This is a genomic window from Shimia gijangensis (assembly GCF_900142085.1).
GTDB classification, from domain to species: domain Bacteria; phylum Pseudomonadota; class Alphaproteobacteria; order Rhodobacterales; family Rhodobacteraceae; genus Shimia; species Shimia gijangensis.
In genome coordinates this window covers 195,807-221,738 of sequence record NZ_FQZQ01000001.1, presented here as the reverse complement: position 1 = coordinate 221,738, position 25,932 = coordinate 195,807, and the positions used below count along the sequence as shown (strand labels likewise).

Annotated in this window: 24 protein-coding genes; 12 read left to right on the top strand and 12 right to left on the bottom strand. The window is 56.0% G+C overall.

Translation table 11 applies throughout. The features are described 5' to 3' along the window. Positions 1 to 30 precede the first annotated feature (30 nt). Together BUC32_RS01010 and BUC32_RS01005 are read left to right on the top strand one after the other, a co-directional pair. The gene (locus BUC32_RS01010) at positions 31 to 567 is read left to right on the top strand and encodes an RNA polymerase sigma factor (RefSeq protein WP_073248709.1); all 537 of its coding nucleotides are present in this window, start codon (positions 31 to 33) and stop codon (positions 565 to 567) included. After that, the gene (locus BUC32_RS01005) at positions 564 to 2,480 is read left to right on the top strand and encodes a vWA domain-containing protein (protein WP_073248476.1); all 1,917 of its coding nucleotides are present in this window, start codon (positions 564 to 566) and stop codon (positions 2,478 to 2,480) included. The genes BUC32_RS01010 and BUC32_RS01005 overlap by 4 nt, the downstream gene beginning before the upstream one ends. 49 nt (positions 2,481 to 2,529) lie before the next feature. Here the strand turns inward: BUC32_RS01005 and BUC32_RS01000 are convergent, their stop codons facing one another. The 7 genes from BUC32_RS01000 to BUC32_RS00970 all read right to left on the bottom strand — a co-directional run bounded on the left by BUC32_RS01000 (position 2,530) and on the right by BUC32_RS00970 (position 10,161). After that, a complete protein-coding gene (locus tag BUC32_RS01000; RefSeq protein ID WP_073248474.1) occupies positions 2,530 to 3,732 on the bottom strand; it encodes an MFS transporter in 1,203 nt (400 codons plus the stop codon). Between the two features lie 139 nt (positions 3,733 to 3,871). Then, on the bottom strand, positions 3,872 to 4,339 hold the full coding sequence (locus BUC32_RS00995) for an Hsp20 family protein (protein ID WP_073248473.1): 468 nt from the start codon (positions 4,337 to 4,339) through the stop codon (positions 3,872 to 3,874). Between the two features lie 137 nt (positions 4,340 to 4,476). Continuing rightward, entirely contained in the window at positions 4,477 to 5,307 is an 831-nt protein-coding gene (locus BUC32_RS00990; RefSeq protein ID WP_073248472.1) for a trypsin-like serine peptidase, read from the bottom strand. Next, a complete protein-coding gene (locus tag BUC32_RS00985; protein WP_073248471.1) occupies positions 5,304 to 6,104 on the bottom strand; it encodes a trypsin-like serine peptidase in 801 nt (266 codons plus the stop codon). Before BUC32_RS00985 ends, BUC32_RS00990 begins: the two co-directional genes overlap by 4 nt. Positions 6,105 to 6,198: 94 nt before the next feature. Continuing rightward, entirely contained in the window at positions 6,199 to 7,521 is a 1,323-nt protein-coding gene (gene glcF / locus BUC32_RS00980) for a glycolate oxidase subunit GlcF (protein ID WP_073248470.1), read from the bottom strand. Positions 7,522 to 7,524: 3 nt separating this feature from the next. Continuing rightward, on the bottom strand, positions 7,525 to 8,661 hold the full coding sequence (locus BUC32_RS00975; protein ID WP_073248707.1) for an FAD-binding protein: 1,137 nt from the start codon (positions 8,659 to 8,661) through the stop codon (positions 7,525 to 7,527). Between the two features lie 60 nt (positions 8,662 to 8,721). After that, complete coding sequence (locus BUC32_RS00970) at positions 8,722 to 10,161, bottom strand: FAD-linked oxidase C-terminal domain-containing protein (RefSeq protein ID WP_073248469.1); 1,440 nt, start codon at positions 10,159 to 10,161, stop codon at positions 8,722 to 8,724. An 88-nt stretch (positions 10,162 to 10,249) separates the two neighbouring features. Here BUC32_RS00970 and BUC32_RS00965 point away from each other — a divergent pair, with 88 nt between their 5' ends. After that, entirely contained in the window at positions 10,250 to 10,960 is a 711-nt protein-coding gene (locus BUC32_RS00965) for a DUF599 domain-containing protein (RefSeq protein WP_073248467.1), read from the top strand. A 62-nt stretch (positions 10,961 to 11,022) separates the two neighbouring features. Here BUC32_RS00965 and rlmH read toward each other — a convergent pair whose 3' ends face one another. Together rlmH and rsfS are read right to left on the bottom strand one after the other, a co-directional pair. Beyond that, positions 11,023 to 11,499 (bottom strand): 23S rRNA (pseudouridine(1915)-N(3))-methyltransferase RlmH, encoded by a 477-nt coding sequence (gene rlmH, locus BUC32_RS00960; protein WP_073248465.1) that lies wholly within the window; start codon positions 11,497 to 11,499, stop codon positions 11,023 to 11,025. 33 nt (positions 11,500 to 11,532) lie between these two features. Beyond that, positions 11,533 to 11,865, bottom strand: coding sequence for a ribosome silencing factor (gene rsfS / locus BUC32_RS00955; protein WP_139280601.1), 333 nt, complete (start codon positions 11,863 to 11,865; stop codon positions 11,533 to 11,535). 317 nt (positions 11,866 to 12,182) lie between these two features. On the opposite strand from rsfS, the gene BUC32_RS00950 reads away from it, so the two are divergent. Continuing rightward, a complete protein-coding gene (locus tag BUC32_RS00950) occupies positions 12,183 to 13,940 on the top strand; it encodes a tetratricopeptide repeat protein (protein WP_073248460.1) in 1,758 nt (585 codons plus the stop codon). A 4-nt stretch (positions 13,941 to 13,944) separates the two neighbouring features. Here BUC32_RS00950 and BUC32_RS00945 read toward each other — a convergent pair whose 3' ends face one another. Next, complete coding sequence (locus BUC32_RS00945; RefSeq protein ID WP_083599190.1) at positions 13,945 to 15,339, bottom strand: mechanosensitive ion channel family protein; 1,395 nt, start codon at positions 15,337 to 15,339, stop codon at positions 13,945 to 13,947. A 253-nt stretch (positions 15,340 to 15,592) separates the two neighbouring features. On the opposite strand from BUC32_RS00945, the gene leuC reads away from it, so the two are divergent. From leuC to BUC32_RS00920, 5 genes are all read left to right on the top strand, one after another. Then, positions 15,593 to 16,999: a 3-isopropylmalate dehydratase large subunit gene (leuC, locus tag BUC32_RS00940; RefSeq protein WP_073248459.1), complete on the top strand. Its 1,407-nt coding sequence runs from the start codon at positions 15,593 to 15,595 to the stop codon at positions 16,997 to 16,999. 8 nt (positions 17,000 to 17,007) lie between these two features. Further along, positions 17,008 to 17,811, top strand: coding sequence for a class I SAM-dependent methyltransferase (locus BUC32_RS00935; protein WP_073248454.1), 804 nt, complete (start codon positions 17,008 to 17,010; stop codon positions 17,809 to 17,811). Positions 17,812 to 17,868: 57 nt separating this feature from the next. Beyond that, a complete protein-coding gene (leuD, locus tag BUC32_RS00930) occupies positions 17,869 to 18,474 on the top strand; it encodes a 3-isopropylmalate dehydratase small subunit (RefSeq protein WP_073248452.1) in 606 nt (201 codons plus the stop codon). Between the two features lie 367 nt (positions 18,475 to 18,841). Next, a complete protein-coding gene (locus BUC32_RS20850) occupies positions 18,842 to 19,675 on the top strand; it encodes a hypothetical protein (RefSeq protein WP_073248451.1) in 834 nt (277 codons plus the stop codon). Positions 19,676 to 19,707: 32 nt separating this feature from the next. Then, positions 19,708 to 20,727, top strand: coding sequence for an endonuclease/exonuclease/phosphatase family protein (locus tag BUC32_RS00920; protein ID WP_245815113.1), 1,020 nt, complete (start codon positions 19,708 to 19,710; stop codon positions 20,725 to 20,727). Here BUC32_RS00920 and BUC32_RS00915 read toward each other — a convergent pair. Further along, positions 20,676 to 21,587 (bottom strand): Rossmann-fold NAD(P)-binding domain-containing protein, encoded by a 912-nt coding sequence (locus BUC32_RS00915; RefSeq protein ID WP_073248449.1) that lies wholly within the window; start codon positions 21,585 to 21,587, stop codon positions 20,676 to 20,678. The genes BUC32_RS00920 and BUC32_RS00915 overlap by 52 nt on opposite strands. Before the next feature lie 93 nt (positions 21,588 to 21,680). Between BUC32_RS00915 and BUC32_RS00910 the strand changes: the two genes are divergently transcribed. Next, complete coding sequence (locus BUC32_RS00910; RefSeq protein ID WP_073248447.1) at positions 21,681 to 22,574, top strand: LysR family transcriptional regulator; 894 nt, start codon at positions 21,681 to 21,683, stop codon at positions 22,572 to 22,574. Between the two features lie 59 nt (positions 22,575 to 22,633). Next, positions 22,634 to 23,737 (top strand): 3-isopropylmalate dehydrogenase, encoded by a 1,104-nt coding sequence (leuB, locus tag BUC32_RS00905; protein ID WP_073248445.1) that lies wholly within the window; start codon positions 22,634 to 22,636, stop codon positions 23,735 to 23,737. A gap of 125 nt (positions 23,738 to 23,862) precedes the next feature. Here leuB and BUC32_RS00900 read toward each other — a convergent pair whose 3' ends face one another. Beyond that, positions 23,863 to 24,318: a MarR family winged helix-turn-helix transcriptional regulator gene (locus BUC32_RS00900; RefSeq protein WP_073248701.1), complete on the bottom strand. Its 456-nt coding sequence runs from the start codon at positions 24,316 to 24,318 to the stop codon at positions 23,863 to 23,865. Positions 24,319 to 24,564: 246 nt separating this feature from the next. Between BUC32_RS00900 and BUC32_RS00895 the strand changes: the two genes are divergently transcribed. Continuing rightward, positions 24,565 to 25,824: a ferredoxin reductase family protein gene (locus tag BUC32_RS00895; protein ID WP_073248443.1), complete on the top strand. Its 1,260-nt coding sequence runs from the start codon at positions 24,565 to 24,567 to the stop codon at positions 25,822 to 25,824. The last annotated feature ends 108 nt before the right edge of the window (positions 25,825 to 25,932 follow it).

Genomic DNA, 25,932 nt, shown 5'->3' with positions numbered 1-25,932 from the left:
TTTGGGCTGCGTCCTATACCCAAGATGCAGATGGAACCAAGTGACCAGAGACTGGCCAAACAGGCCGCATTGGGTGATGGCGATGCCTTTGCCACCTTGCTTGCGCGCCATTATGACCGGGTTTTTGCACTGGCCTTTCGCATGAGCGGATTGCGCGCCGAGGCCGAGGACCTGACACAAGATATCTGTGCCGCCCTGCCTGCAAAGCTGACCCGCTTTGATGGGCACGCGCAGTTTACCACATGGCTCTATCGCGTGGTGGTCAATGCCGCCCATGATCGCCGCCGCCGTCAGGCCAGCCATGCCAGAGCCGCCGATGGTTGGGGCGATTGGGAGCTGTCGCGTCAAGCGGCCAATGCGGAAACCGCCGAGCGGATTGATTGGCTGACCCGCGCCATGAGAGCCCTGCCCGAGGATCTGCGCGACACGCTGGCGTTGGTGTTGGATGACATGACCCATGCAGAAGTTGGCGAGGTTTTGGATGTTTCTGAAGGCACAGTGAGTTGGCGCGTTTCCGAGGCGAAGAAACGCCTCAAAGATTTAAAAGAAAAGGAGGAAAACGCATGAGCGATGATTTCGATCTTGATGACCTCAAGGCGGCGATGACGGCTGCAACTCCGGCTCCGGATGGGTCGCGTAAGGCAGAAAATCTGGCGTTGGCGCAAAAAAACTTCGATCAGCGCCAAGGATCGACGGATGAGACACGTCTTACCTCTGATGCCCCGAAACGGGGCTTGTTCAGAGGAGTTATTGAGATGTTGCAAACCTTCCCCGCCAAAGCCGCCCTGACCGCCACCACCGCCATGGTCGCGGTGGGTATGATTGTGTATCTGCCAAGCCTGAACCAGGCGCCCGGTCTGGATGATCTGATACGCACTGAGCGTGACGTGGTCGTTCTGGAAGCTGAAGAAGTCGTGGCCGCCGATCTGGCCGACATGGCCGTCAAGGAAGAGCGCCTGAGCAAACAACGTGTCCAATCGGCCGACGCCCCGATTGCCCGGCTGGCCGCCCCGCAGGCTGAGGTTGCCTTGGGCTATGCCCAACCTGCGCCATCGCCTGAGCCCATCATGGCCCCACAAGAAGGCAACACCGAAGCCTTTCCCGAGGCCGACAGTAATCCGCTTAAAGTCACAGCCGAAGAGCCGGTTTCCACATTTTCAATCGACGTTGATACGGCAGCGTATGGCATCGTGCGCAATTCCATTGAAAACGGGTATCTGCCAAACGCTGATGCCGTGCGGGTCGAAGAAATGGTGAATTATTTCCCGTATGATTATGCGGCCCCCGCCCATGGCGAGGCCCCGTTTGCCACCCATGTCACAACCTTCCAGACCCCGTGGAACGCGGGCACGCAACTGGTGCATATCGGCCTGCAAGGCCAGATGCCTGCAGTCGAGGATCGTCCGCCGTTGAACCTCGTGTTTCTGATCGACACCTCCGGCAGCATGAACAACCCCGACAAATTGCCTTTGTTGAAGCAAAGCTTTGCACTGATGTTGTCGGAACTGCGGGCAGAGGACAGCGTGGCGATTGTGACTTATGCGGGCTCTGCGGGTCAGGTTCTGGCCCCAACACCTGCAAGCGATCGCGCCACTATTCTGGCATCTTTAAACCAATTGGACGCAGGTGGATCGACGGCAGGACAGGCCGGATTGCAGCAGGCCTATGCCACCGCCGAAGCCATGGCCGAAGACGGTGAGGTCAGCCGTGTGATCCTAGCGACAGATGGGGATTTTAATGTGGGTCTGTCTGATCCGGATGCGTTGAAAGACTTTATCGCCGGCAAGCGCGACAGCGGGACGTATCTGTCTGTGCTGGGCTTTGGGCGTGGCAATCTGGATGACGCCACCATGCAGGCTCTGGCGCAGAACGGCAATGGTCAGGCGGCCTATATTGATACGCTGAACGAGGCCCAAAAGGTGCTGGTGGATCAGTTGACCGGCGCATTGTTCCCAATTGCCAATGACGTGAAAATTCAGGTGGAATTCAACCCGGCGCAGGTCGCGGAATACCGGTTGATTGGCTATGAAACCCGCATGTTGAACCGCGAAGACTTTAACAACGATAAGGTTGATGCGGGTGAAATTGGTGCAGGCCATTCTGTTACGGCCTTGTATGAGATTACCCCGGTGGATTCGGAGGCGAGGCTGACGGATCCGCTGCGCTATGGAGCGCAGGAAGACGGCGATGGTTCGAACGAATTGGGCTTTCTCAAACTGCGCTATAAAGAGCCCGGCGCAGACAGCAGCCAGTTGATCGAAACCCCGATTATAGCCTCAGGCGAGGCGAGCGCAGAAATGCAGTTCGCCGCAGCCATCGCCGGATTTGGTCAGTTGCTGAAGGACGACAAATATCTGGGCGATTGGAGCTGGGGGGACGCCATCGCGCTGGCCAATGGGGCGCGTGGAACGGATGCTTATGGATATCGGGCAGAGGCCGTACAGCTGATGCGTTTGGCGCAAAGCCTGAGCGCGCAATAATAGCGGACAACCCCGAGCAGAGACGGTGCGTCAGTGATCTGGCGCGCCGTTATCTTTGGGCGAAGATATACACAAAATAAGCGGTCAGGCACACAGCAGCACCACTGCCCGCCCAGAACAGGGTCAGCTCGTATCCCAGAACGTCAGCCAGAACCCCCAGAATACCCGCGCCCAACGCCGAACCACCTGCGGCAACAACCGCCCACAGGCTCATCACCCGGCCACGCATGTCGTCCTCAAGAACAATTTGAATGGCGGTTTGCATGGAAATTGCCGTGAGGGTGGTGACAAAGGCCATACCGGCGACGACAATCAGGGCCACCTCCCAGATGCGCACGGCCCCCAGAACCGGCACAAGGCCAAGCCCCAACAGAACAAAAGCCAAGGAAAGACGCGGAATTCGTTCAGGTTCCTGCGGCGGCAGGAAGCCTTTGAAAACACCACCGATGATCGCCCCGGCACCCGTTGCAGACAGCAAGACGCCAAGCCCGCTTGCGCCCCGGTCGAAAATGCCGTCAGCCAAGGGCGGCAGGATTTCCAACGTGCCACGCGCCACAAGTGACAGCACCGCAACGATCACCATCGCCCGCCAGATCACCGGAGTTGTCCAGACATGGCGAAATCCGGCTGCAAGTGCGTGAAAGAACGGCTCGCTTGCTGAACCTGTGTCGCGGCGCGGGCGCAACGTCAGCCGGGTGAGAACATAGACATATGGCACATAAAGAAGGGCCTGAATGAACAGGGTCACGGTGACACCGAACACACCAATCGACAGCCCTCCCAAAGCAGGGCCAAGCATACGCGCCACGTTAAAGTTGATGGCCACGATATTGACCACCGAGCCAATCAGGTCGCGCTCAACCAAACGAGGGGTAAGTGACATGCGCACCGGATGGCTGGCTGCGGCGGCGATACCTGAGGCCAGCGATAAGACCCCCATCCAAAACGGCGTCAGCCAACCCAATGCAGCGACCGCAAAAAAGGCGACAGCGATCAGGCAGTTCAACGACTGAACCGTCACCGCAGACCGCTTGACGTTCAGCCGATCCGCCCAGACCCCAAACAAGGGTGATAGCAGGATTGCCGGGGCGAACTGCAGCAAGGCCACCAGGCCAACAAAGCTGGCCGAGTTGGTCAAATCCCATGCCAGCCACCCGCTGGTGACACGCTGCATCCAAAGCGACAGAAGCCCCATAAAGCTGCCGCTGATGTATGTGCGGAAGTTGGGCGATTTCAGCGCAGCGAAATTCAAGCACTCGTCCTTTGGGGTGATACAACCTGCGGACTTTGGGTGACGCGCGCTGGGATAGCAAGCTTATGAGGGCAAAACAAAACCCCCGGCTGCAAAGCAACCGGGGGTCGTATCAAGCGAAACAAACGTTTTCGACGTCTTAGTTAACGGCCTTGGCGTCAACCACGTCTTTTTCGATCTGCTTGCCACTGGCAATCTCAATCCGGCGCGGCTTCAGCGCTTCAGGAATTTCGCGTTCCAGATCGATGTGCAGCATGCCGTCGGCATGGCTCGCGCCCGTCACGCGCACATGGTCGGCAAGGTGAAAGCGGCGCTCGAATGCGCGGGTGGCAATGCCACGGTGCAGATAGGTTTTCTCGTCGGTTTCGTCCGCTTTGCGAGCGGTCACAATCAACGCGTTTTCCTTGACCTCGATGCCAAGGTCATCGTCTGAAAACCCGGCCACCGCGATTGAGATGCGATAGGCATCTTCGGCAGTTTTTTCAATGTTGTAAGGGGGGTAGCTGACTTGTGCGCCATCATTGGTCAGCACACGGTCCATCATATTGGCCAGTTGGTCAAAGCCGACCGAAGAACGGTACAGGGGTGCAAAATCAAAACTTCTCATGGGTTATCCTCCATCATGAGCGACAACAATTCGCCTTCCAAACGGACAGGCAGTTCATCCCGGGACCCAATCATTGGCGTCCCGATAAACCATAGGTGTGGATGGTATTTGTGGATTTCAAGGGGGCGAAGGTGGACTTAGTCAACCTGCACAAATTTCGCGCCGGAAGAGCTGGAACGCTTACCAACAGTCACACGTTTCGCCCCTGTTCCAACGCGGACAGACGGCAGATCACCGTTGTGCATACGTTGTTTCATGGTGGCCACTTTACCCGGTAGTTCCATGCCGTAGGCCTCGTGATTGCCGTTTTGATCTTGCCCGATCGCCGAGATCAGCGACAAAATGCGCACCCGGTTGCCGTAGCGCACAAACACCGGCGCTCCGGATGAGCCGTAGGTCACATCACAATCAAACGTCATGGCACCGCGAACGCGACGCAAAACAGAACAGGATTTCTGCCATGAAAGATGTTCACTGCGCCCTTTTCCATAGCTGAGCACGGATACTCGATCACCCGGTTTGGGGTCAGAATAGATCGCAAAGGGATCGGCTTCGCTTGTGGAAATTGGAAATTCGAGCCGCAGTAGCGCCACATCGTTCATCAGCATTCTACCGCTGATCATGCCATTTGTACTGGGCTTATACGCTGCATCCACGATCACCCGGTCTACTTTCCGGTCAGCGAGTGAATTTCCCGCAACATACCCAGCCTGAAACCTGAGTTTCTCTGGCGCTATCGGTTTGGCGCTGGCCCGGTCAAACACGCAATGCGCTGCAGTCAGAACAAGCCGGGCAGAAATCAGAACACCCGTGCAAAACCCTTTGTTGTCCAGCTCAATACGACCAACAGCCTCCCAGCCCAGCAATTCGCCGCGTGTGCGCAATGCCAAATGTTCGCTGCCTGCGGACAACGGCCATGCCACAATCGCAAACAGCGCTGAAAAGGCTATGCGTTTCAACACAGTCATGGGCGCACAAATTTTGCACCGGACCGGTTTTGATCCGATGTTGATGGCAAACGACGCACCGCGGGCAATTGCGGATCGGCGTCCAGTTCAGCCATCAGTTGCTCGAACGGTCCTTCAAGAACTGCGCCCAGAGCCACATTTTCCTGTTCATAGGTGGCTTTGGCAGACACCACCGAAACAATCCGCGCTTCACCGTTTTCAAAGGAAAACACAGGCGAACCGCTGCTTCCATAGTCCACGTCACAAGTGAGAATATAGACACCGCTTTGACGCCCCAGAACCGAGCACATTTGCTGAAACGAGGGCGCGTCAGCCCGATCTTTGCCATAAGACACAACCCCCACCCGACTGCCGTCGCGCAATTGGCCGGACATCTCAAACGGCGTTACTGTGGTGTTGCGAATGGGGTGGTGCAATTGCAGGATCGCCATATCGTTGACAACCCGAAGGGGCCCCGTTTCCGCACCAAACTGGTAATCGGGATGCTGCACCGCGCGGCGCACCCCCCGATAGGCTTCGGCGCGACCATTGCGCCACCCGGCCCGAAATTCAATCTCTTCAACATTCAGCCGTTGGCCCGTGGTCTTGTCATAAAGGCAATGGGCGGCCGTGAGAACAAGGTCATGGGCGATTAATGCACCAGTGCAAAATCGGCTGCCATTCAACTCTAGCCGTCCGACCGCTTCCCAGCCTTGCGCCTGATCACCCGTGTCCATACGGCGCAATTCACTGTCGCCCGCCAAGGCAGACCCAGCCATTAACAAGCTGAAAACAAGTGTTTTTACCAAATGCACCATAGATGCCCCATATTTTACCTGACCCGTGCATAGCAATCGTGCAAGGCAAAACTAGGGCAAGAAAACGAAATTGGTGGGCTTAGAAACACTGGCCTTAGCGCAGGATTGGAATCTCTGGCGCGCGTTTCCCCTCGGCGGTCAGCGCAGGTGGTTGTGGGCCTCCGGTGGCCCAATCCAACAGCTCAACCGTGTGCACAATCGGCACCTCAGTCCCTCCACCGATCTGCATCATGCAACCAATGTTGCCGGCCGCAATGATGTCGGGGTTCTTCGCCTCAAGCGTACGCACTTTGCGCGCCTTCAGCTTTCCCGAAATCTCGGGCTGCATCAGGTTGTATGTGCCCGCCGACCCGCAACACAGATGGCTGTCAGCCGGTTCAACAACGGTGAATCCTGCGCATTTCAACAGGTCCTTGGGAAAGGTTTTGATCTGTTGGCCATGTTGTAGCGAACAGGCCGCGTGATAGGCCACAACGGTTTCTTTGTCCTCACCTTCGGGCAGGTCGAGTTTCATCAACAATTCCGAGACGTCCATGGCGATGTCACTGATCCTTTTGGCGTCCGCAGCCAGGGCCTCATGGCGGAACATATAGCCATAATCCTTGACCGTGGTGCCGCAACCGGACGTGTTGATGACAATCGCATCAAGCCCTTTGTCATCCATCTCATGACACCAGGCTTTGATGTTTTTCGCAGCCGTTGCGTGGCTTTCCTCGGTCTTGCCCATGTGATGGGTGAGCGCCCCGCAGCACCCCGCCCCTTTGGCCACCACGACCTCACACCCTAACCGGGTCAGCAGCCGGATCGTGGCATCGTTGATATCCGTGTTAAGCGCCTTTTGCGCACAGCCCGTCATCAACGCGACACGCATCTTTTGCGGGGTTTCGGGCGCAAAGCTTTGTGGATCGTCATTGCGGCTAACGGGGGGGATGTGCCGGGGCGCCATTTCGAGCATCGCTTTGAGTCGCGCGTCTGGCATCAGCCGTGCAAAGGGGCGGCCGATTTTCGCACCAAGCAAAGCCAGCCGAAACCGCATCGGATAGGGCAGAATACGCGCCAGCGTCCAGCGCAGCACCCGGTCCATTAAGGGGCGTTTGTATTTGCCTTCGATATATTCGCGGGCCTGATCCACCAGATGCATGTAATGCACCCCTGATGGACAGGTGGTCATGCAGGCCAGACAGGACAGACATCGGTCGATATGCATCACGGTTTTGGGGTCAGGAACGCGTTCGTTCTCAAGCATATCCTTGATCTGATAAATCCGGCCTCGGGGGCTGTCCAACTCATCCCCAAGAATTTGGTAGGTGGGACAGGTCGCCGTGCAAAATCCGCAATGCACACAGGCGCGCAAGATTTCATTGGCCCGCTGAATACCGGTGTCCTGCAATTGTTTTTCGGTGAACATCGTTTGCATGGTTTACCCCATCAATCCCGGATTAAAGATGCCGCGCGGGTCAAACCTGGCCCGAAGTCCCTTGGTGATTGCCGCAATTGGCGTGGGTTCAGGGTGAAATGTCCGGAGCGTCCGGCGCGTTTCTTCTGAGGCCCGGATCAACGTCGCGTGCCCCGCAAAACCTGTGGTGCGCAGATCGCGTCCGGCTGGCGTCTCAATCCAAACCAGCCCGCCACCCCAGTCATAAAGCACTTTGATATCAGGGTGTTCTTCGCGCAAACGCGCCACCAAACCCGGCGCGTCCGACGGCTTGACTGACAACCGCCACACATCCCCGCTTCCACCTTGCATCAAGGCAACATCGCGCACCCAAGACCAGCCCGCTGCAACATTCTGTGGCGCACGCTCAACATGAATCTCCGCGCCGGCTCCGGCAAACAGCGCCTTTAGTTTCTCAACGCGATAGGCCACCGAAGCTTCAAGCCCTTCAATTCGGATCATCGTAGCGGAATGCCCGTCGATCCCAATCGGCGCATGCGCCGCGCCGCTAATGTCATAGGGAGAGCCAAGTGCCGCGCTCATGGCGTCGACTGCGGCGGTCTCTTCCAGACCATAGAGCAACACACAGGCCGATGCCTCAGGCACCGCCTGCACCTTCAGCGACACTTCGCTGAGCACACCCAACGTGCCCCACGACCCGGCCATCAGTTTCACCAGATCATAGCCAGTGACGTTTTTCATGACCCGCCCGCCATTTTTCAGGATACGGCCCTGCCCATCAACGAACCGAACCCCCAACAGGGAATCCCGGCAGGCGCCAACCTGAATGCGTCGCGGCCCTGAGACATTCGCGGCCACAACCCCGCCAATGGTCGGCGTGCCGGAGGTGCCCAACAGTGCGCGGTGATCCATCGGCTCAAACGCCAAACGCTGACTTTCTGCGGCCAACACGCTTTCAATCTCGGCCACCGGCGTGCCCGCCTGCGCCACCAATGTCAGTGCGCCGGGTTCATAAAGCGACACACCGGACAATCCCGCCACTGACAGAACCTCGCCCTCGGTGGGCCCGCCAATGTCGCGCGTGCCACCGCCAAAAATCCGTATCGGCCCCTGGGCCGTTTTCACCATCTCGGCCAGAGCCGCTTCATTCTCAGGTTTCATGATTGTCATCTTTTCAAAGTACTCTGGGGGTGGGGCCATCCGGCCGAAAGGGCAACGCCCCTACTCAGCCGCCATCCGACGGGTGTCGCTCGATGCTAAGGGAAACACTTTGGCCGGGTTCAAAAGCCATTTGGGATCAAAGATATCCTTCACCGCCATCTGAATTTCCAGATCTTCGGGCGCGTATTGATCGACCATCAGGTCACGCTTTTCGATGCCGACGCCATGTTCCCCGGTCAGGCATCCCCCCACTTCCACGCAAAGTTTAAGGATATCCGCCCCAAAGGCTTCGCACAGTTCCAGATCGCCAGGTTTGTTGGCATCAAACAGGATCAGCGGGTGCATATTTCCGTCACCTGCGTGGAACACATTGCCCACGTCCAGCCCGTACTCCTTGCTCATCTCGCCAATACGGCGCAGTACAAACGGCAGTTGCGATACCGGGATTGTGCCATCAAGACACATGTAATCGTTGATCTGCCCCATCGCGCCAAAGGCCGATTTGCGGCCCAGCCAAATCTTGGCGCTTTCTTCAGCGGACGCACTTTCACGCAGCTCTACCGGATTGTGGGTCCTGGCAATGGCGATGATCCGGTCAAGCTGGGCTGCAATCTCTTCTTCGCTGCCTTCAACCTCGACAATCAGCAACGCCTCGCAGTCGGGATAGCCTGCCCCGGCGAACGCCTCGGTTGCACGAATACACGGGCGATCCATGAACTCGATCGCCACGGGCAAAATGCCGGCCTTGATGATGTCGCTCACACATTGGCCCGCGACCTCGTTATTATCAAAGCCCATCAGAACCGGCCGCGCCCCTTCCGGTTTGCGCAAAATCCGCAAAGTGGCTTCGGTCACAACACCCAGTTGCCCTTCTGATCCACAAATCAGCCCCAAAAGATCCAGTCCGCCAGAGTCCAGATGCGCGCCGCCAATCTCAACAATCTCGCCATCCATCATCACCATGGTGACCCCCATGAGATTGTTGGTGGTAACGCCATATTTCAGACAATGCGCCCCACCTGAATTCATCGCGATATTACCAGCAATGGCGCAGGCAAGTTGCGACGACGGGTCCGGCGCATAAAAGAAGTCGTTTTCCTCAACGGCGCCTGACACGCTCAGGTTTGTGCGTCCGGTCTGCACCCGGATAAACCGGTTGTCATAATCCGTTTCCAGCACCTCGTTCATGCGCGCAACGCCAAGGATCACCGAATCCGCCGTGGGCAATGCCCCCCCGGCCAGCGAGGTTCCCGCTCCGCGCGGCACCACCGGAACACCTTCGCGATGACAAATTTTGAGAACCGCTGACACTTCTTCGGTTGAAGACGGCAAGACAGCCGCGAGGGGCGGGCAGCGATAGGCCGTCAGTGCATCGCATTCATAGGCACGGGTCTCGGCCTCATCATCGATCACCGCGTCGGCGGGCAGTACGGCGCGCAACTGCGCCACGATATGCGCTTTGCGATCGATAACGGACTGGTCAGGGACTGGCATTTCCATGGCATACTTCCACCTTTGAAGATTGGTAAGGAAATATAACCAATTTACCCATCTGGCAAGTCCCATCTTCTCACGCTAGATTGAGGTTATGATATGGACCGACCGCCTCGCGCTTTTTGCACCGCTGGATTATTTCGCCGTCGCATTCTTTCTGCTGTGCTGGCTTGGAATTGGTTTTGTCATTGAGAACCCGCCCAAAAACCACCAGTCACTTTCCAACTTAATGGTCCGCTACCGCAAAGAGTGGATGGTTCAATTCGTGGCGCGTGAACCGCGTGTCTTTGACGCTCAGATTCTCGGGAATCTGCGGCAGGGCACAGCGTTTTTCGCCTCGGCCACGATGATTGCGATCGGTGGCGGGCTGGCTTTGATCGGAAACCCCGATCAACTTGCGGGCATTGCCACAGACCTCACGACGATGCGCTCTCCGGCCTTTGTTCTTGAGATCAAGCTGGTGCTTGTGATCCTTCTTATCGCCAATGCCTTCCTCAAATTTGTTTGGGCGCACCGTTTGTTTGGCTATTGCTCGGTGGTTATGTCAGCGGTTCCTAACAACCCGGATGATCCAGCGGCCCAGCCCCGCGCACGTAAAGCTTCTGAGATCAATATCTCCGCCGCGCGCAGCTTTAACCGGGCGATGCGATCCGTCTATTTCGGTCTCGCCTCTGCCGCGTGGCTGTTTGGAGGAATTGCGTTCCTTCTCGCGACATCGCTCACTCTGTTTGTGCTCTGGCGACGCGAGTTTGGTTCAAAATCCCGTATGGTCATGGCTGAACCAACTGATGGATTTGGTCAATAATCTCTTCCAAATGGAAAAATATCCCGGGATGGGCGCCCTAGGGCGTGGGGGGCCGCGCGCCCCTAAACCCGGTGATACGGTGCGCCGGACAGAATTGATGCCGCCCGATACAATTGCTCACTTAGCATCACACGTGCCAGCATATGTGGCCAAACCATCTTACCAAAAGACAGTTTTGCATCAGCCTGTGCCCTCAGCGATGGGTCGATCCCATCCGCGCCACCGATGACAAAAGCCAGATCGCTGCGACCATCATCGCGCCATCCGCCTAATGTGGTGGCGAATTCCGGTGACGATATCAGTTTACCACGCTCGTCCAGCGCGCAGATCACCGCGCCCTTAGGAATAACGCCAGACAGCAAGCCCGCCTCAGCAGACATACCGCCGCCTTTCTTATCCTCGACTTCATGCACCGTCGCCGGGCCCAGGCCCAAGGCCCGCCCGGTGCGATCAAACCGTGTCAGATAATCATTCAGAAGGTCGCGCTCGGGACCGGACCGTAACCGGCCAACGGCGCAGATATGCACACGTAACGGCATTCATTTCTCCGGGCGTTGGGCCCGTTTAAAAACTCAGGTGGCGCCGCCGGGCAACCACATTTTCTCGAGCTGATAGAATTCCCTGACTTCAGGGCGGAAAACGTGAACAATCACATCTCCGGTATCAATCAGCACCCAGTCGCCGGTTTCTTTGCCTTCAATCTTGGAAAAGCGCCCGAATTCGGCCTTAAGCCGATCGACCAGTTTTTCCGCGATCGAGATCACCTGACGCGAAGACCGGCCAGAACAGATCACCATGGCATCACCAATAGCGGATATGCCGCGCAGGTCGACCTGCACGATCTCTTCAGCTTTGTCTTCTTCAAGCGAGGATAAGATACGCGCAAGCAATTCTTCGCTTGTCACGTCGGTCCGGGGCCCGTTTTTTGCGGGATCGGAAGTAGCCTGAGCCACATCTGTATTAAGAGACAGAGATCTGCCCTCCTTTCAACGCGCCGCATAGCCCCGACGCCGGGCATGATTTCAAGATAGCATCGAAACCATTCATTCTCAACGCCGCCTCTCGGGGATGTGTTCATCCGGCCACAGAGCGGTGCAGCGTCGCGTTTCGCTGATTCCTTTGTGCTCAACAAGCGAATTCAACACGGAGCATTTGAAAACAGGCAACTTGTTGCTAAGAATGCGACCCTCAAAACCACAATCCTTCGACAGGCAGGCATATTATGAACCTATTCACCAAGATCATCACTTTTGCCTGTGTGGCTGGGTTGGCATTCACTGGAATTGCCCAGGCCGAAGACGACCAGTGGACCGTTCTGGACCCGGACCATAGCTACTATGACGAAAACCTGCCAAAGGCGCAGATACAAAACGGCCCTGAGACCCTGATGGTCAAGATTGATCCGATGACCGGTAAATGGATCGCGACGCTGGTTCTGATCGGGGATGATCAGGACACGGCGATTTCCAATGTTCTCAGCGCTGCAGATGGCCAAAAGGTGAAATACAAGCTGAACGCCGGTGACGAGAACCTGTACACGAATTTTGTCGGAGACCAGTTCAGCGTCTTTTCATTCCCCCTTGCCCAAGATTTTGTCCAAGCTGCCAAGACAGCCCGGTTCTGGGCTGTTTCCAGCGATCTGGGCATTTCCATTTTCCGCATGACCAACGCCGGATCAGAAGAGGCAATCTTTATGCTGGAAATGATGGCAGATGATATCGGCCACTCTGTCCTGCAGGCAGAAAGCGATGAACAACAGGCCGAGGCCCGTTGCGAGGCGGCCCGCCAATCCGGTGAAACACTGAAAGAATGCGACAACAGCGCCCTTGCGTCGTCGCCATGGGAATATGCCGAGGTTGGCAGCAATTTCTATATCGACGGCGCTTACGGTGCCGCGACCAAAACAGAGCGGGAACTGGCCGCACTTTACTGGGTACATGCCGGTCAGCAATGGGTTGCTATGATCAAAGTGGATACCGAGCATTATGTGGACGAATTCACCTCGCGCATCCACCTTGCCAACGGCAAAATCCAAGTCAAAGAGTTCCTTGAGGGCGCGTTTATGCGCAGTCAGGATGCCGGGGAAACCCAGCAAGCGTTGACCTTTCAACTGAGCAAAAACGAGATGCAGATGCTGCGCGCGGCCACCGACTGGACCATCCACATTGGCGGCGAAACCCATGGCTTTACACTGAGCAACGTGGTCGCAGCAACGGACGAAATCGTTCATCACGCCGAGGCCTTTTTAGAAAGCCAGAACGAAAACAATCAAGAGACCGACGAGGCCATAGCCACGTGCGACGCCGAGGTCGGCCATCCAGATGACAGCCAGCAACCCACCGATGGTGTGGCTTGGGCAGATATTGACGCGATGGCGGCCGTTCAGGTCTGTGAACGTGCGCTTGATCTGGCGCCGGACAATGTGCGGATGCTGTATCAACTGGGTCGCGCTTATGACAAAGCCGACAACCCAGACGCGCTCTGGGTGCTTCAGGATGCAGCCGACATGGGTTATCCCGAGGCCTTTAACCATTTGGGCCTTTTGTATTGGGATGGCGATTACACCGATCAGGATCATGACAAAGCGCGGGCGTACTTCAGCGACGGCTCTGATTTGGGTAGCCTTTCTGCGCGGTACAATTATGCCCGCATTCTGGTGCAACAGGGCGACGGCAAACAAGACCTCGTTCTGGCTTATGATGCGATGAATTCCGCAGCTGACGCCGGATATCTGTCGGCCCAAGAGCTCATGGGGGACTGGATGCGCGAAGGCACGCTTGGAGACGTCAGTTTCTATGATGCGCATCAGCATTATGAGGCGGCGGCCGAACAGGGGTCAGGTCGCGCCTATTACGCGCTGTCGCAGATGTACACGGCCGGAGAAGGCGTGACAGCTGAACCGTCCAAGGCCTTGTCCCATCTGTTTGCCGCTGGAAACCTAGGCCACGAACAGGCCCGCAAAGATCTGGGTTGGGATTGAAGCCTTAAGGAAGGGCGGCTGAACCCTGCCCTTCATCGTCTTCCAGCATCCGCAACTCGCGTTGTGGGAAGGGAATGCTGATATTGTTGTCCTGAAACGCATCCCAAAGCGCCAGATAAACATTGCCGCGAATATTGGTCAGCCCCGCAGTGGGATCTTCGATCCAGAAGCGCAGAATGTAGTCTACTGAGCTGTCTCCGAAGCCCACGATGTGACACACGGGCGTGTTGGGATAGGTCAGAACGCGACCGACACTTTTGGCGGCATCAACGGCAATTTTTCGCACCAGATGCGGGTCATCACCATAGGCGGTGCCAAAGAAGATATCCAACCGAACATAAGAGTTGGTGTGTGACCAATTCACCACCTGCCCGGTAATCAGGTCTTCGTTGGGGATCAGATATTCACGACCATCCCGCGTGACCACGCTGACATAGCGTGCGCCAAGGCTGTTGATCCAGCCAAAGGTCTCGCCAAGGCTGATGACGTCGCCGGGTTTGATCGACTTGTCCAAAAGAATGATGATGCCGGACACGAGGTTTGAAACGACCTTTTGCAAACCAAAACCAAGACCAACCCCGATAAAGCCGGACAACACAGCCAGCCCGCGCAAGTCAAACCCCAGCGTGCGCAATCCAACAACAAAGGCCAGACCATACATCAGGACCTGCAGCATCTTGATAAACAGAACCTGCATCGTCGGTGATACGGCATCGTTGCCTTGGATGGTGGCCGAGGTTTTGCGAGACAGGAACCGCACCACTGCGATCGTGATCCCCAGCATCACAACGGCTTTGACGGCAAGCCAGACGGAAATGCGTGCGTCACCCAGTTCAATGGCGGCACTGTCGAGCAGCTGCATCGTCTCTTCGGACAGTCCCAAAATAGACACCGTCACCCAGATCCAGGCGCCATACCGCAGCAAAGATCGTAAGAACGCGTTGTTTACCAGGCGCAATACCACAGCCACGATCAGCCATGCGGTCGACAGGTTCGCCAGAATGGCCAGAAGGTAGGATCGACTTGGCCAGGTAACACCGCGCATGGTCCAGACCACCAACCAGATCAGGATGACAAAGATAATCAACCCCAACCTGCGATGCGCCGTCATCAAATAGCGGTAGCGCCATTTCGGCCAGCCTTCGCGCTCTTTCATCCACTCGTACATACGGGGTTTCAGGTGTCTGGCGAGCAACAACGACACCGCCAGAACCATCAGCGCAATGGCCACCTGATAGGCGTTCCAGGGTCGCAGCAGACCGTTTGCAAAATTCTCGATCTGCGCCCAAATGCCCAAGGCAATTTCCTGCGCATCGGGGCTTACAACCTCTTCGACCGGGCTCTCTGTCAGTTCAAGGGTTGTTGTACTTTCTTCTGATTGGGTCGTTTCTTCTTCCATGCTCGTCTTCCACCTCATGGCCAGCGTGGCATGCACGGCCCTTGCAGGACAAGTCATTTTCGGGCCATTTCCCTTGCGAGACTCAGTCAACCTGTATATCTGACCCTGCATGACACGGATTTTCGACATGGATGACCGCGCGCGGTTGCGCGAACGCTTCTACGGCGAAGCCTGTTCGGTGTTTGGCTGCCTGTAAGGCTGCCCATCCCTGTCTGCCTGAACCTTTCATTTTGACCATCCACGGGAGAGGACCATGTCCCCCAAAACGCTCTATGATAAAATCTGGGATGCCCACGTTGCCCACGAAGCCGACGATGGCACCTGCCTGTTGTATATCGACCGCCACCTTGTGCACGAAGTGACCAGCCCGCAGGCCTTTGAAGGCCTGCGCATGACCGGCCGCAAAGTGCGCGCGCCCGAAAAAACCATCGCCGTGCCGGATCACAACGTTCCGACCACGGCGGGTCGCGAAGACCCTGCACAGATGACCGAAGAGAGCCGCATTCAGGTGGACGCTCTGGACGTCAATGCCAAGGAATTCGGCCTGCAGTACTATCCGATGTCTGATGTGCGTCAGGGTATCGTGCATATCGTCGGCCCGGAACAGGGCTGGACCCTGCCCGGCATGACCGTGGTGTGCGGTGACAGCCACACGGCAACGCACGGCGCCTTTGGTTCGTTGGCGCATGGCATCGGCACATCCGAGGTCGAACACGTTCTGGCGACGCAAACGCTGATCCAGAAAAAATCGAAGAACATGAAGGTCGAGATCACCGGCAAACTAAAGCCCGGTGTGACGGCAAAAGACATCACCATGGCCGTGATCGGTGAAACCGGTACGGCTGGCGGCACTGGCTACGTCATTGAATATTGCGGTGAAGCCATCCGTGATCTGACCATGGAAGGCCGCATGACCGTCTGCAACATGGCCATCGAAGGCGGCGCCCGCGCCGGCTTGATCGCACCGGACGAGACCACCTTTGACTACGTCAAGGGCCGCGCACACGCCCCAAAAGGCGGTGCTTTTGAACAAGCGCTGGAAGACTGGAAAACCTTGTTTACCGACGAAGGCGCACATTTTGACAAGGTCGTCACCCTGAAAGGTGAAGACATTCAGCCTTGCGTCACATGGGGCACCTCGCCCGAAGACGTTCTGCCAATCACCGCAACTGTGCCTGCACCCGAAGACTTTGAAGGCGGCAAAATCGAAGCTGCCCGTCGTTCGATCGACTATATGGGTCTGACCCCTGGTCAGAAACTCAGCGAGATTGAAATCGACACCGTGTTCATCGGGTCTTGCACCAATGGTCGCATCGAGGACATGCGCGCTGTGGCAGAAGTGGTCAAAGGCAAAAAGATCAAAGACGGCATGCGCGCCATGATCGTTCCGGGCTCTGGTCTGGTGCGGGCGCAAGCCGAAGAAGAAGGTCTGGCCGAGATTTTCGAGGCCGCCGGATTTGAATGGCGTCTTGCGGGGTGTTCGATGTGTCTGGCGATGAACCCAGATCAGCTGAGCGAGAACGAGCGTTGCGCGTCAACCTCGAACCGCAACTTTGAAGGCCGTCAGGGCTATAAAGGTCGGACACACCTTGTGTCGCCTGCCATGGCCGCCGCTGCTGCACTGACCGGTCGCCTGACCGATGTGCGCGATTTGATGTGAAATCGAAAATGCCTCAGTCTGGATCACAACCTAACAAGACGCCTCCGCGCCCGTTCTATCAGGCGCGCGGCTATTGTCCCGCGTGCGAAACCCGCACTCGGTTTGTGGCCCAGACGCGAGGCTTTCGCGCCAGCCTGAAATGCACAAATTGCCGTTCGGTTCCTCGTGAGAGGGCACTGGCGAATGTTCTAGGACGCCTGCGCCCGGATTGGCGCAAGCTGAAGATTCACGAGTCGTCGCCTGCGCCCAGGGGTATCTCTGTACATTTGGCAGAGCATTGCGAAAACTATGTCGCAACGAACTACTACCCCGATCAAGAGCTTGGGGAAGTGCATAAAGGCTATCGATGCGAAAATCTCGAGGCTATGACGTTTGCCGACAATTCTGTCGACGTTCATGTGCATCTGGATGTCATGGAACACGTCAATCACCCTGACAGATGTGTGCGTGAAATGATGCGCACTCTGAAACCTGGTGGTTTGGCGATATTCACGACGCCTGTAGAGGCGGATCTCGACATAACCAAACGTGTGGCGACGTATACCGCCGACGGTGTCGAGCATCACGAAAAACCCGAGTATCACGGCAATCCTGCGATCGATGGCGGCGCTTTGGTGACCTTCAAATACGGTCAGGATCTGGCGCAGCGCATTAAAGAGTGGGAGCCCGAGTTTAACGTTCAGGTGTTCAACACCGAAATTGAAAAATTGGGTGTTATGGGTCCTTATCTAGATGTTTTTGCATTGATCAAACCCGGTGGACGGCCACTCGGATGGAAACAAAGATTGCGCGGGTGGATTCGCGCAAACTGAACAAGATTTTCGGTCCCGGGCCACAAGCCGGACCGTATTTAGTCAAGGAGACTTGAAATGGAAAAATTCGAAAAACTCCAAGGTGTCGCGGCGCCAATGCCGTTGGTCAATATTGACACCGACATGATCATCCCCAAGATCCACCTGAAGTCGATCAAGCGGACCGGGTTTGGTAAAAACCTGTTCGACGAGATGCGCTATAACCGCGACGGCAGTGAAATCGGTGATTTCGTGCTGAACAAACCGCAGTATCGCAACGCAGAGATTCTGGTGGCAGGTGACAACTTTGGCTGCGGCTCCAGCCGTGAACACGCGCCTTGGGCAATTGCAGATTTTGGCATCAAATGCGTGGTCTCAACGTCGTTTGCCGACATCTTCTTTAACAACTGCTTTAAGAACGGCATTCTGCCGGTGGTTTTGCCACAAGAGCAGGTTGATCTGTTGATGGAAGACGCGGAACGCGGTGCAAACGCCCGGATGACCGTTGATCTGGAAGCACAGGAAATCACCACCTCCGAGGGCACTGTGGTGCCGTTCGAAGTAGACGCGTTCAAAAAGCATTGCCTGCTGAACGGCCTCGACGACATCGGTCTTACCATGGAAAAGATCGATGCCATCGACGCATTTGAGGCCAAGGACAGCGCTGCGCGCCCTTGGGTCTGATCCGATAAATAAGACAAAAATGTGGCGGGCTGCCTTAAAAGGGCGGCCCGTTTTACGTTTGCTGAAATGGGTCGCGAAGTGACGCGAAACCACCAAACCCTTATGGTGACGCCCGTAAAGCCGACCACAAGATGTTGTAGCCCATTGGAGTCTCTCACTTTTTTCGGCTCGAATTGATGTATTCCCGCACCATTCTTGCCCCTTTCAACATATCTTTTTAACCAGAACACAAACAAATCCTTGAGACCTTGGGCAAAACTGGGCAGGATTAAGGCAAGAATGAGGCAACCCGTCGGAGCAGGCGGGATCAAGTTGGAAAAAGATCGCGGCAACGTATCGGGATCGTCCAGGTTGAAGGGAAAGAGCAGTGATCGGAAAATTTGCAAGCGCACTTACGCGTGCATTGTTGGTGGCGTTGCTGATGGCGACGCCTGCGTTGGTTTTGTCAAATGTCTCGACAGACGCAATCCACATAGTTGTTCTGTTCTCGCTGTTTGCGGGGATTTTGGTCTTTATCGAATATCTCTCGACCTACCCAAGCATCGTTGAGTTTCGCTACGCTGCGCCGTTTAACCGCCTGCGCTTTCTGGCACTGTTCTTATGTGTTCTGACACTTTCGGTGATCGCACGCGGTCAATACGAACCGAATGCGCTTACGTCGTTCCTGCGGTCGCTCGGCATTGTGGTCGGGGACTGGATTGATTTTCCTTACTCGCCGGTTCGCCTTATGGTCATCATGCTGCCGGACAATGCGTCAGATGCCCTGATCCTCTCGGTGCGCACGGCATCGGGGATGGCCTATCTGATTTCGATGGTCACCCTGACGATATTCTTTTTCTACGTGCGTATTCTGGGATGGCCTGCGCGAAACGGCGCGTTTAACGTTTGGGTCAATTTGCCGTTGTTCGACCCAACTGCAGGAGGGGATGTTTTGCCCCGCCTTCAACGCGACGGACGTCTTAACATTGCGTTAGGGTTTCTGATGCCATTCTTGATCCCGGCAGTTGTTCAGATGATGTCGGATCTTGTCAATCCTATTTATCTGGATGATCCGATGACCCTGATCTGGACAATAAGCGCATGGGCTTTCATTCCGGCAAGTCTGATTATGCGCGGCATGGCCATGGGCCGCGTCGCCGAGATGATCGACGAAAATCGCCGTCGTGCCTATGCCGCGGCACAGGCTATGCAAACCGTCTGACGCTTACTCTATTTCTGCTGTTTTCCCTGGGCGTGCCGTTGGCCGCCGAGACTGTTCGCGTGGCGACTTACAATGTGGAGCTTTATCGCAAAGGGCCCGGCCTGATGCTGCGCGATATCCTGCGTGGTGATCCTCAGGCCGAGGCCGCCGCGCGCGTTATTGCTCACGTCGGCCCGGATGTGGTGGTGTTGCAGGGCGTCGACTATGACGCAGAACACCATGGGGCCGGTGCCCTGCGCGACCTGATTGCCGAGGCTGGTCTTCACTACCCGCATATCTTTGCGCTGCTCCCCAGCACCGGGATGCCAACCGGGCAGGATATGAATGGAGACGGACGCACGGGTGGCCCTGCTGATGCGCAGGGGTTTGGCTATTTCTCGGGGCAGCGGGGCATGGTTGTGTTGTCGCGCTGGCAGATAGACACTGACGCAGTTCAGGATTTCTCGGACCTTTTGTGGCGAGACCTGCCCGGAGCTACACTTCCCAGTCTCGACAACAAACCGTTCCCGTCCGAGCAAGCACAGGCAATCCAGCGCCTGTCCTCAACTGGTCACTGGATCGTGCCCATCACGTTGCCAAATGCGCCACCAATGACCCTTATGGCTTTTTCTGCAACACCGCCTGTTTTCGATGGGCCAGAAGACCGCAATGGTTTGCGCAATGCCGACGAAATTCGGCTTTGGGCGCGGGTTTTGGACGGGCAACTTGGAGACGCGCCAACCAAGCGATTTTTCATTCTGGGGGATGGCAACCTTGACCCGATCAAAGGTCAGGGACGCCACGCGGCAATCAAGACGCTGCTGGTCCATTCTCAGTTGCAGGATTCTCAACCAGCATCTACTGCGGGCGGGGCCGATACCGTTGACTGGCCCGACCCCTCTCCGGGTGACATGCGAGTGGACTATGTGCTGCCCTCTGCGGATTGGACCGTTCAGAAATCTGGTGTGTTCTGGCCTGCCCCAGACGAATACCTCGCAGAGGATGTTGCACAAGCCAGCCGTCACCGGCTGGTTTGGGTGGATGTGTCTGTTATGGAAAGCCCCGATTTTTGAACTTTGCCCGCCACTGCCCGTCGTAAAGCAACCGTAACTGGTGTCTCTTGGAAATCCGGCAACAGTTCAACAAACCGATCTCGCGCCAAGGAATGCGGTGTATTCCACAAATAGCGCATTTCCAGCAGACAGCTTGCCATTTTCCAAACCGGGGACATGAGGCGGAAGGGCAGCCAGTTGACCTGCTTCAGACGAAGGTCAACACCACACACATCCGACAAGGCGTGGGCCATGTCCTGCCCGCTCATTGTGTACCCGGGAAAGGCGACATCCTCGAACCGATTAAGGCTATCGCGCCGATCAGCCAGCGCAACGGCCGCGCGGGTCAGGTCAGGCAAAAAGGCCCAGGCATGCGGGATGTCCACCCGGCCCGGATAGCGAAACACGCCTTTGGACAACTTGCTGGTCAGGATCATGTCGAACCAATTGCCCGAGTCTTGGGTGTCAATGAAATCCCCCGCGCGCAACAGGATCGTTCGCACATCGCTATTGCGATAGACGGCCTCCATATCGATACGGATACGTCCCAAAGGATTTTGCGCCAGATGTGGGGTGGTATTGCGCCAAACTTTTTCGTTTTCCGGTCCGTACACATAGACATTTCCGGGGACAATCACTGTGGCATCCACTGTTTTGGCCGCTTCAATAACCTGTGTGTGTTGTTGCAGAACCTGGGTGGCCCAATCGGGGTACGCCGGGTTCCACGCCGCAACGATCACATCAACGCCCTGAACCGCCTGCATCAGGTCATCAGACTGACGGTCAAATTGGCGGACCTGCCAGCCCGCCGCCTTAAAGGCCAAAGTACAGTTGCGTCCAAAGCGGCCATTGCCGCCAAGTATCAAAGCTGATCCGCTCATGGGAAATCTCCTGTGGTTCATCTGTGACCACCATCAAGCATTCATAAAGGAATAGTAATTGTCATAAATTGCAGATATGATATTCACTTATGAATGGATAAACTTGCCTTTCTCGACTGGTCCCTGATCCAGTCCTTTCTTGCCGTTGCCGAAACCGGGTCGCTTTCAGGGGCTGCGCGCCAGTTGGGAACAAGCCAGCCGACGCTGGGGCGGCAAATCCGAACGCTCGAAAAAACTTTGGGTGTGGAGGTCTTCCACCGACATGCCCGCGGGCTCGAGCTGACCCGACTGGGGCGCGACATGGTTCCGGCGGCGCAGGCTATGCATCAGGCCATGAATGATCTGTCTCTGGCGGCGGCAGGTGCGCAATCCACGTTAGAAGGCGACGTTCGGATCACCACAAGTGTTTTCATGGCGCATCATGTACTGCCGGGTATTCTGGCAGACATCCGTGAAACCGAACCGGATATCCGCATTGATCTGGTCGCCAGCGATGACAGCGATAATCTGTTGTTTCGGGAAGCCGATATTGCGGTGCGTATGTACCGCCCGCGCCAGCTTGATATGGTGACTCGACATTTGGGGGATATTCCCTTGGGTCTGTTCGCGGCGCGTTCGTATATTGATCGCAAGGGCGCACCCACCACACCGCAGGACCTGCAACACCACGACCTTGTGGGCTATGACCGCAGTGATCTGATTGTGCGATCGATGCGTGACGCGGGGCTGCCAGCGCAACGCGATTGGTTCAAAGTGCGTTGCGACAATCAAACCGCCTATTGGGAGCTGGTGCGGGCAGGATGTGGTATCGGGTTTAGCCAAAGCCATACGGCACTTAGCGACCCGAACATCGTTGAACTGGTCCCCGGCCTGCCCATCCCACCTCTGCCGGTTTGGCTGACTGCACACGAAGTTATGCGTCAAACACCCCGAATCGCGCGCATCTGGGACCTGTTATCTGCCGGGCTGCGGCCCTTCGTTTCTTGATCTTTCCGCCCCATCCCGCTAGGGCAATTCCAAATCGATTCATCAAGGACACAGACCTCATGAGCAACCCTTCGCTTCTTATTCTCGCCGGCGACGGCATCGGCCCCGAAGTCATGGCCCAGGTGCAACGCATCATCACCTGGTATGGCGACAAACGCGGCCTGAACTTTGACGTCAGCGAAGACCTTGTCGGCGGTGCCGCCTATGACGCGCATGGTGTGCCATTGCACGACGACACGATGGCCAAAGCGCAAGAGGTCGACGCGGTTCTCTTGGGCGCCGTGGGTGGACCGGCTTATGATGATCTGGATTTCAGCGTAAAGCCCGAGCGCGGCCTGTTGCGCCTGCGCAAGGAAATGGATCTGTACGCCAACCTGCGCCCTGCACAGTGTTTTGACGCGCTGGCGGATTTCTCGTCGCTGAAAACCGAACTGGTGTCTGGTCTGGACATCATGATCGTGCGCGAACTGACCGCTGGTGTCTATTTCGGAGAGCCGCGTGGTATCTTTGAAGAAGGCAATGAGCGCGTCGGCATCAACACACAGCGTTACACCGAAAGCGAAATTGAACGCGGTGCCCGGTCAGCATTTGAACTGGCCATGCGTCGCAACAAAAAGCTTTGCTCGATGGAAAAAGCCAACGTGATGGAATCGGGCATTCTTTGGCGTGATGTCGTGACCGAAGTGTCCAAAGACTACCCCGAAGTTGAACTGAGCCATATGTATGCCGACAACGGCGCGATGCAGCTGGTGCGTGCGCCAAAGCAGTTTGACGTGATCTACACCGACAACCTGTTTGGTGACATCCTGTCGGATTGTGCCGCGATGCTGACCGGATCTTTGGGCATGTTGCCTTCGGCCAGCCTTGGTGCGCCGATGGAAAATGGCCGCCCCAAAGCCATGTACGAGCCCGTGCACGGCTCGGCGCCCGACATCACGGGTCAGGGCAAAGCCAACCCAAGTGCCTGTATCCTCAGCTTTGCCATGGCGCTGCGCTATTCCTTCGACCAAGGCGAAGAAGCCGATCGGCTGGAAGCTGCGGTTGAAAAGGTTCTGGCCGACGGCACCCGCACCGCAGACCTGATGCAGGCCGAAGGGGACACGCCTGTGTCGACCGAAGAAATGGGATCGGCGATCATTGCCGCACTGGACGCCAGCTTGTAAATCAGGCTCATCTTGAATGACTGGAAAGGGCGCGGAATTTCTGCGCCCTTTTTTCATGGCGGGTGTCAAAGAGAAATCCGTTGCCAGATGCTTTTACAACGACGTTCGGTTCGGAACGTTTCTATCTAACTGCTTGTGCCATCCGAAATTTTGGCGGCCTTTTGAAGCAGTTTGATAACGTCTGCTTTTTCCTGTTCAGTCAATTCCGCCAGAACGCTGTCGTTGACGGCTTTGATCTTTGCAGGTAGCTGCGAGGCTTTTTCACGCCCTTTGTCAGTAAGAAATATCAGGTACGACCGTCGGCTGTTTGGGTCTTGCCTGCGTTCGACATACCCCGCCTCCACCATCGCGTCGATATTTCTACTGGTGAAGTATTCCGGAAAATTAAGCCGTTCCCCAAGGGCACGCTGATTGATGCCGTCTTCCTCGTAAAGCATCATAAGGTTGGCAAAGATTTTGACCTCCACCCCGATTTCCTTCAGCGCTTCCTTCATTCTGGCGTCCAGATCACGTGCCAAAAGTTGTACGAGAAAACCAAAACTTCCTTCTCGCGCTGCCTTAGCTTTTGGAACTTGTGTCATCAGGTAATCACCTCTGAACATGGGAATAGCCTCAATGCTTGCAGGTTACAAGTGTTGCAAATTAAGTTGTATTTACAATACTTACATTTGCAAGTAATGCATTTACAAGCGATCTGCACAAGTGATTCGACAGACCCACAGGAGCCCCCTGAGGAAGCAAATTGATCTGGCGGTGACGTTGGTTGCTATGCGGGTCGTTCTGGCGCCCGGTTTTTAAAAAGTTCCCATTCGTCTTGGAGACACAAAATGCTAAGAAAATATGGTATTTACGCGATCATTGGACTGATCGTTTTGTTCGCGCTTCTACATCTCGGCTTCCCGCCGGAGCAGCATGATACACGTACAACCGCGACAACGTTTTTGGGCGGCTCCGCCTTTCTGTTGATGACTTGCGCGGTTGTTCTTTCGACCCGAGCCCCAATCTTGGAAAGCTTGTTCGGTGGCTTGGACCGTATGTATCAGGTGCACCGCGTTGTGGGTGTCAGCGCCGCAATCCTTGCTTTGGTGCATTTTTTTGGAGTTCCTAAGGAACTGCCAGCGGGTGTTGATCCTGTTGCAAATGTCTTGGTGCCCTCGGCGCCACTTGGCATGTTGGGGCTGATCTTTTTGGTGATTGGTCTGTTTGTCGCTCTGAACCGTAAAATCCGCTATTCGTTCTGGCGTCCCACCCACAAGATCATGGCGCTGGTATACCTATTGCTGGTGGGCCATTTTTTCACCGCCCCTGCCATTTTTGTTGAACAATTCAGCCCATCCGGTCTGTTATTGCTCATATCCGCCATCGTCGGTGTGGTGTGTATGCTTTACTCGTTGTTTGGCATGAACAAACGGACTGCGTTGCCCTACACAATTGAGACCGTGAATGCGATGGAACGGGCAACAGAAATTGTGTTGAAGCCAACCGGCGCAGCATTGCAGTTCAAACCAGGGCAATTCGCCTTTGTTGAAATTCAAGGCAAAGGGTGGTCAGAACCTCATCCGTTTACGATTTCCAGCGCGCCTGACGAAGACCACCTGCGGTTTAGCATTAAGGTTCTGGGTGACTGGACCCGCAAGGTGCGCGAAGAGCTGCAACCGGGCGCAACAGTTATGGTGCGGGGCCCCTACGGGCGATTTGACGCCGCGAATGCAACCGAAAAACAAATCTGGCTGGCCGGTGGGATTGGTCTGACGCCGTTTCTGTCCAAAATCCGGGCTATGCAGCCTGACGACTCGCGTCAAATCCATCTCGTTTATGCCGCACGCGAAGAACAGGACGCCATCTTTCTGGACGAGTTGAAACGTCTCGCAGAAAAGCTTGGGAACGTGACCATTGTGCCTGTGTTTTCGGATGAAGGGAATTTTGCACGCGTCGACATGATGAAGCAAAAGCTGCCGGATGCGCTTGGCTCTTACGAGTATTTTATGTGCGGGCCGAAACCAATGGTGAATGGGATTATGAAGGATCTCAAGGGCGAAGGCGTTCCCAGACATCGTATTCACACCGAAGCTTTCGAGTTCCGCTAAGAAAAAACGACGGAAACGGGTGGGGCCCGCGTATAGCTCTCACCCGTCTTTGTTCGTCACTCCCCTTGGCGCAAAAGCGCCTGAACTCGATGACACTGAAAAGGTTCG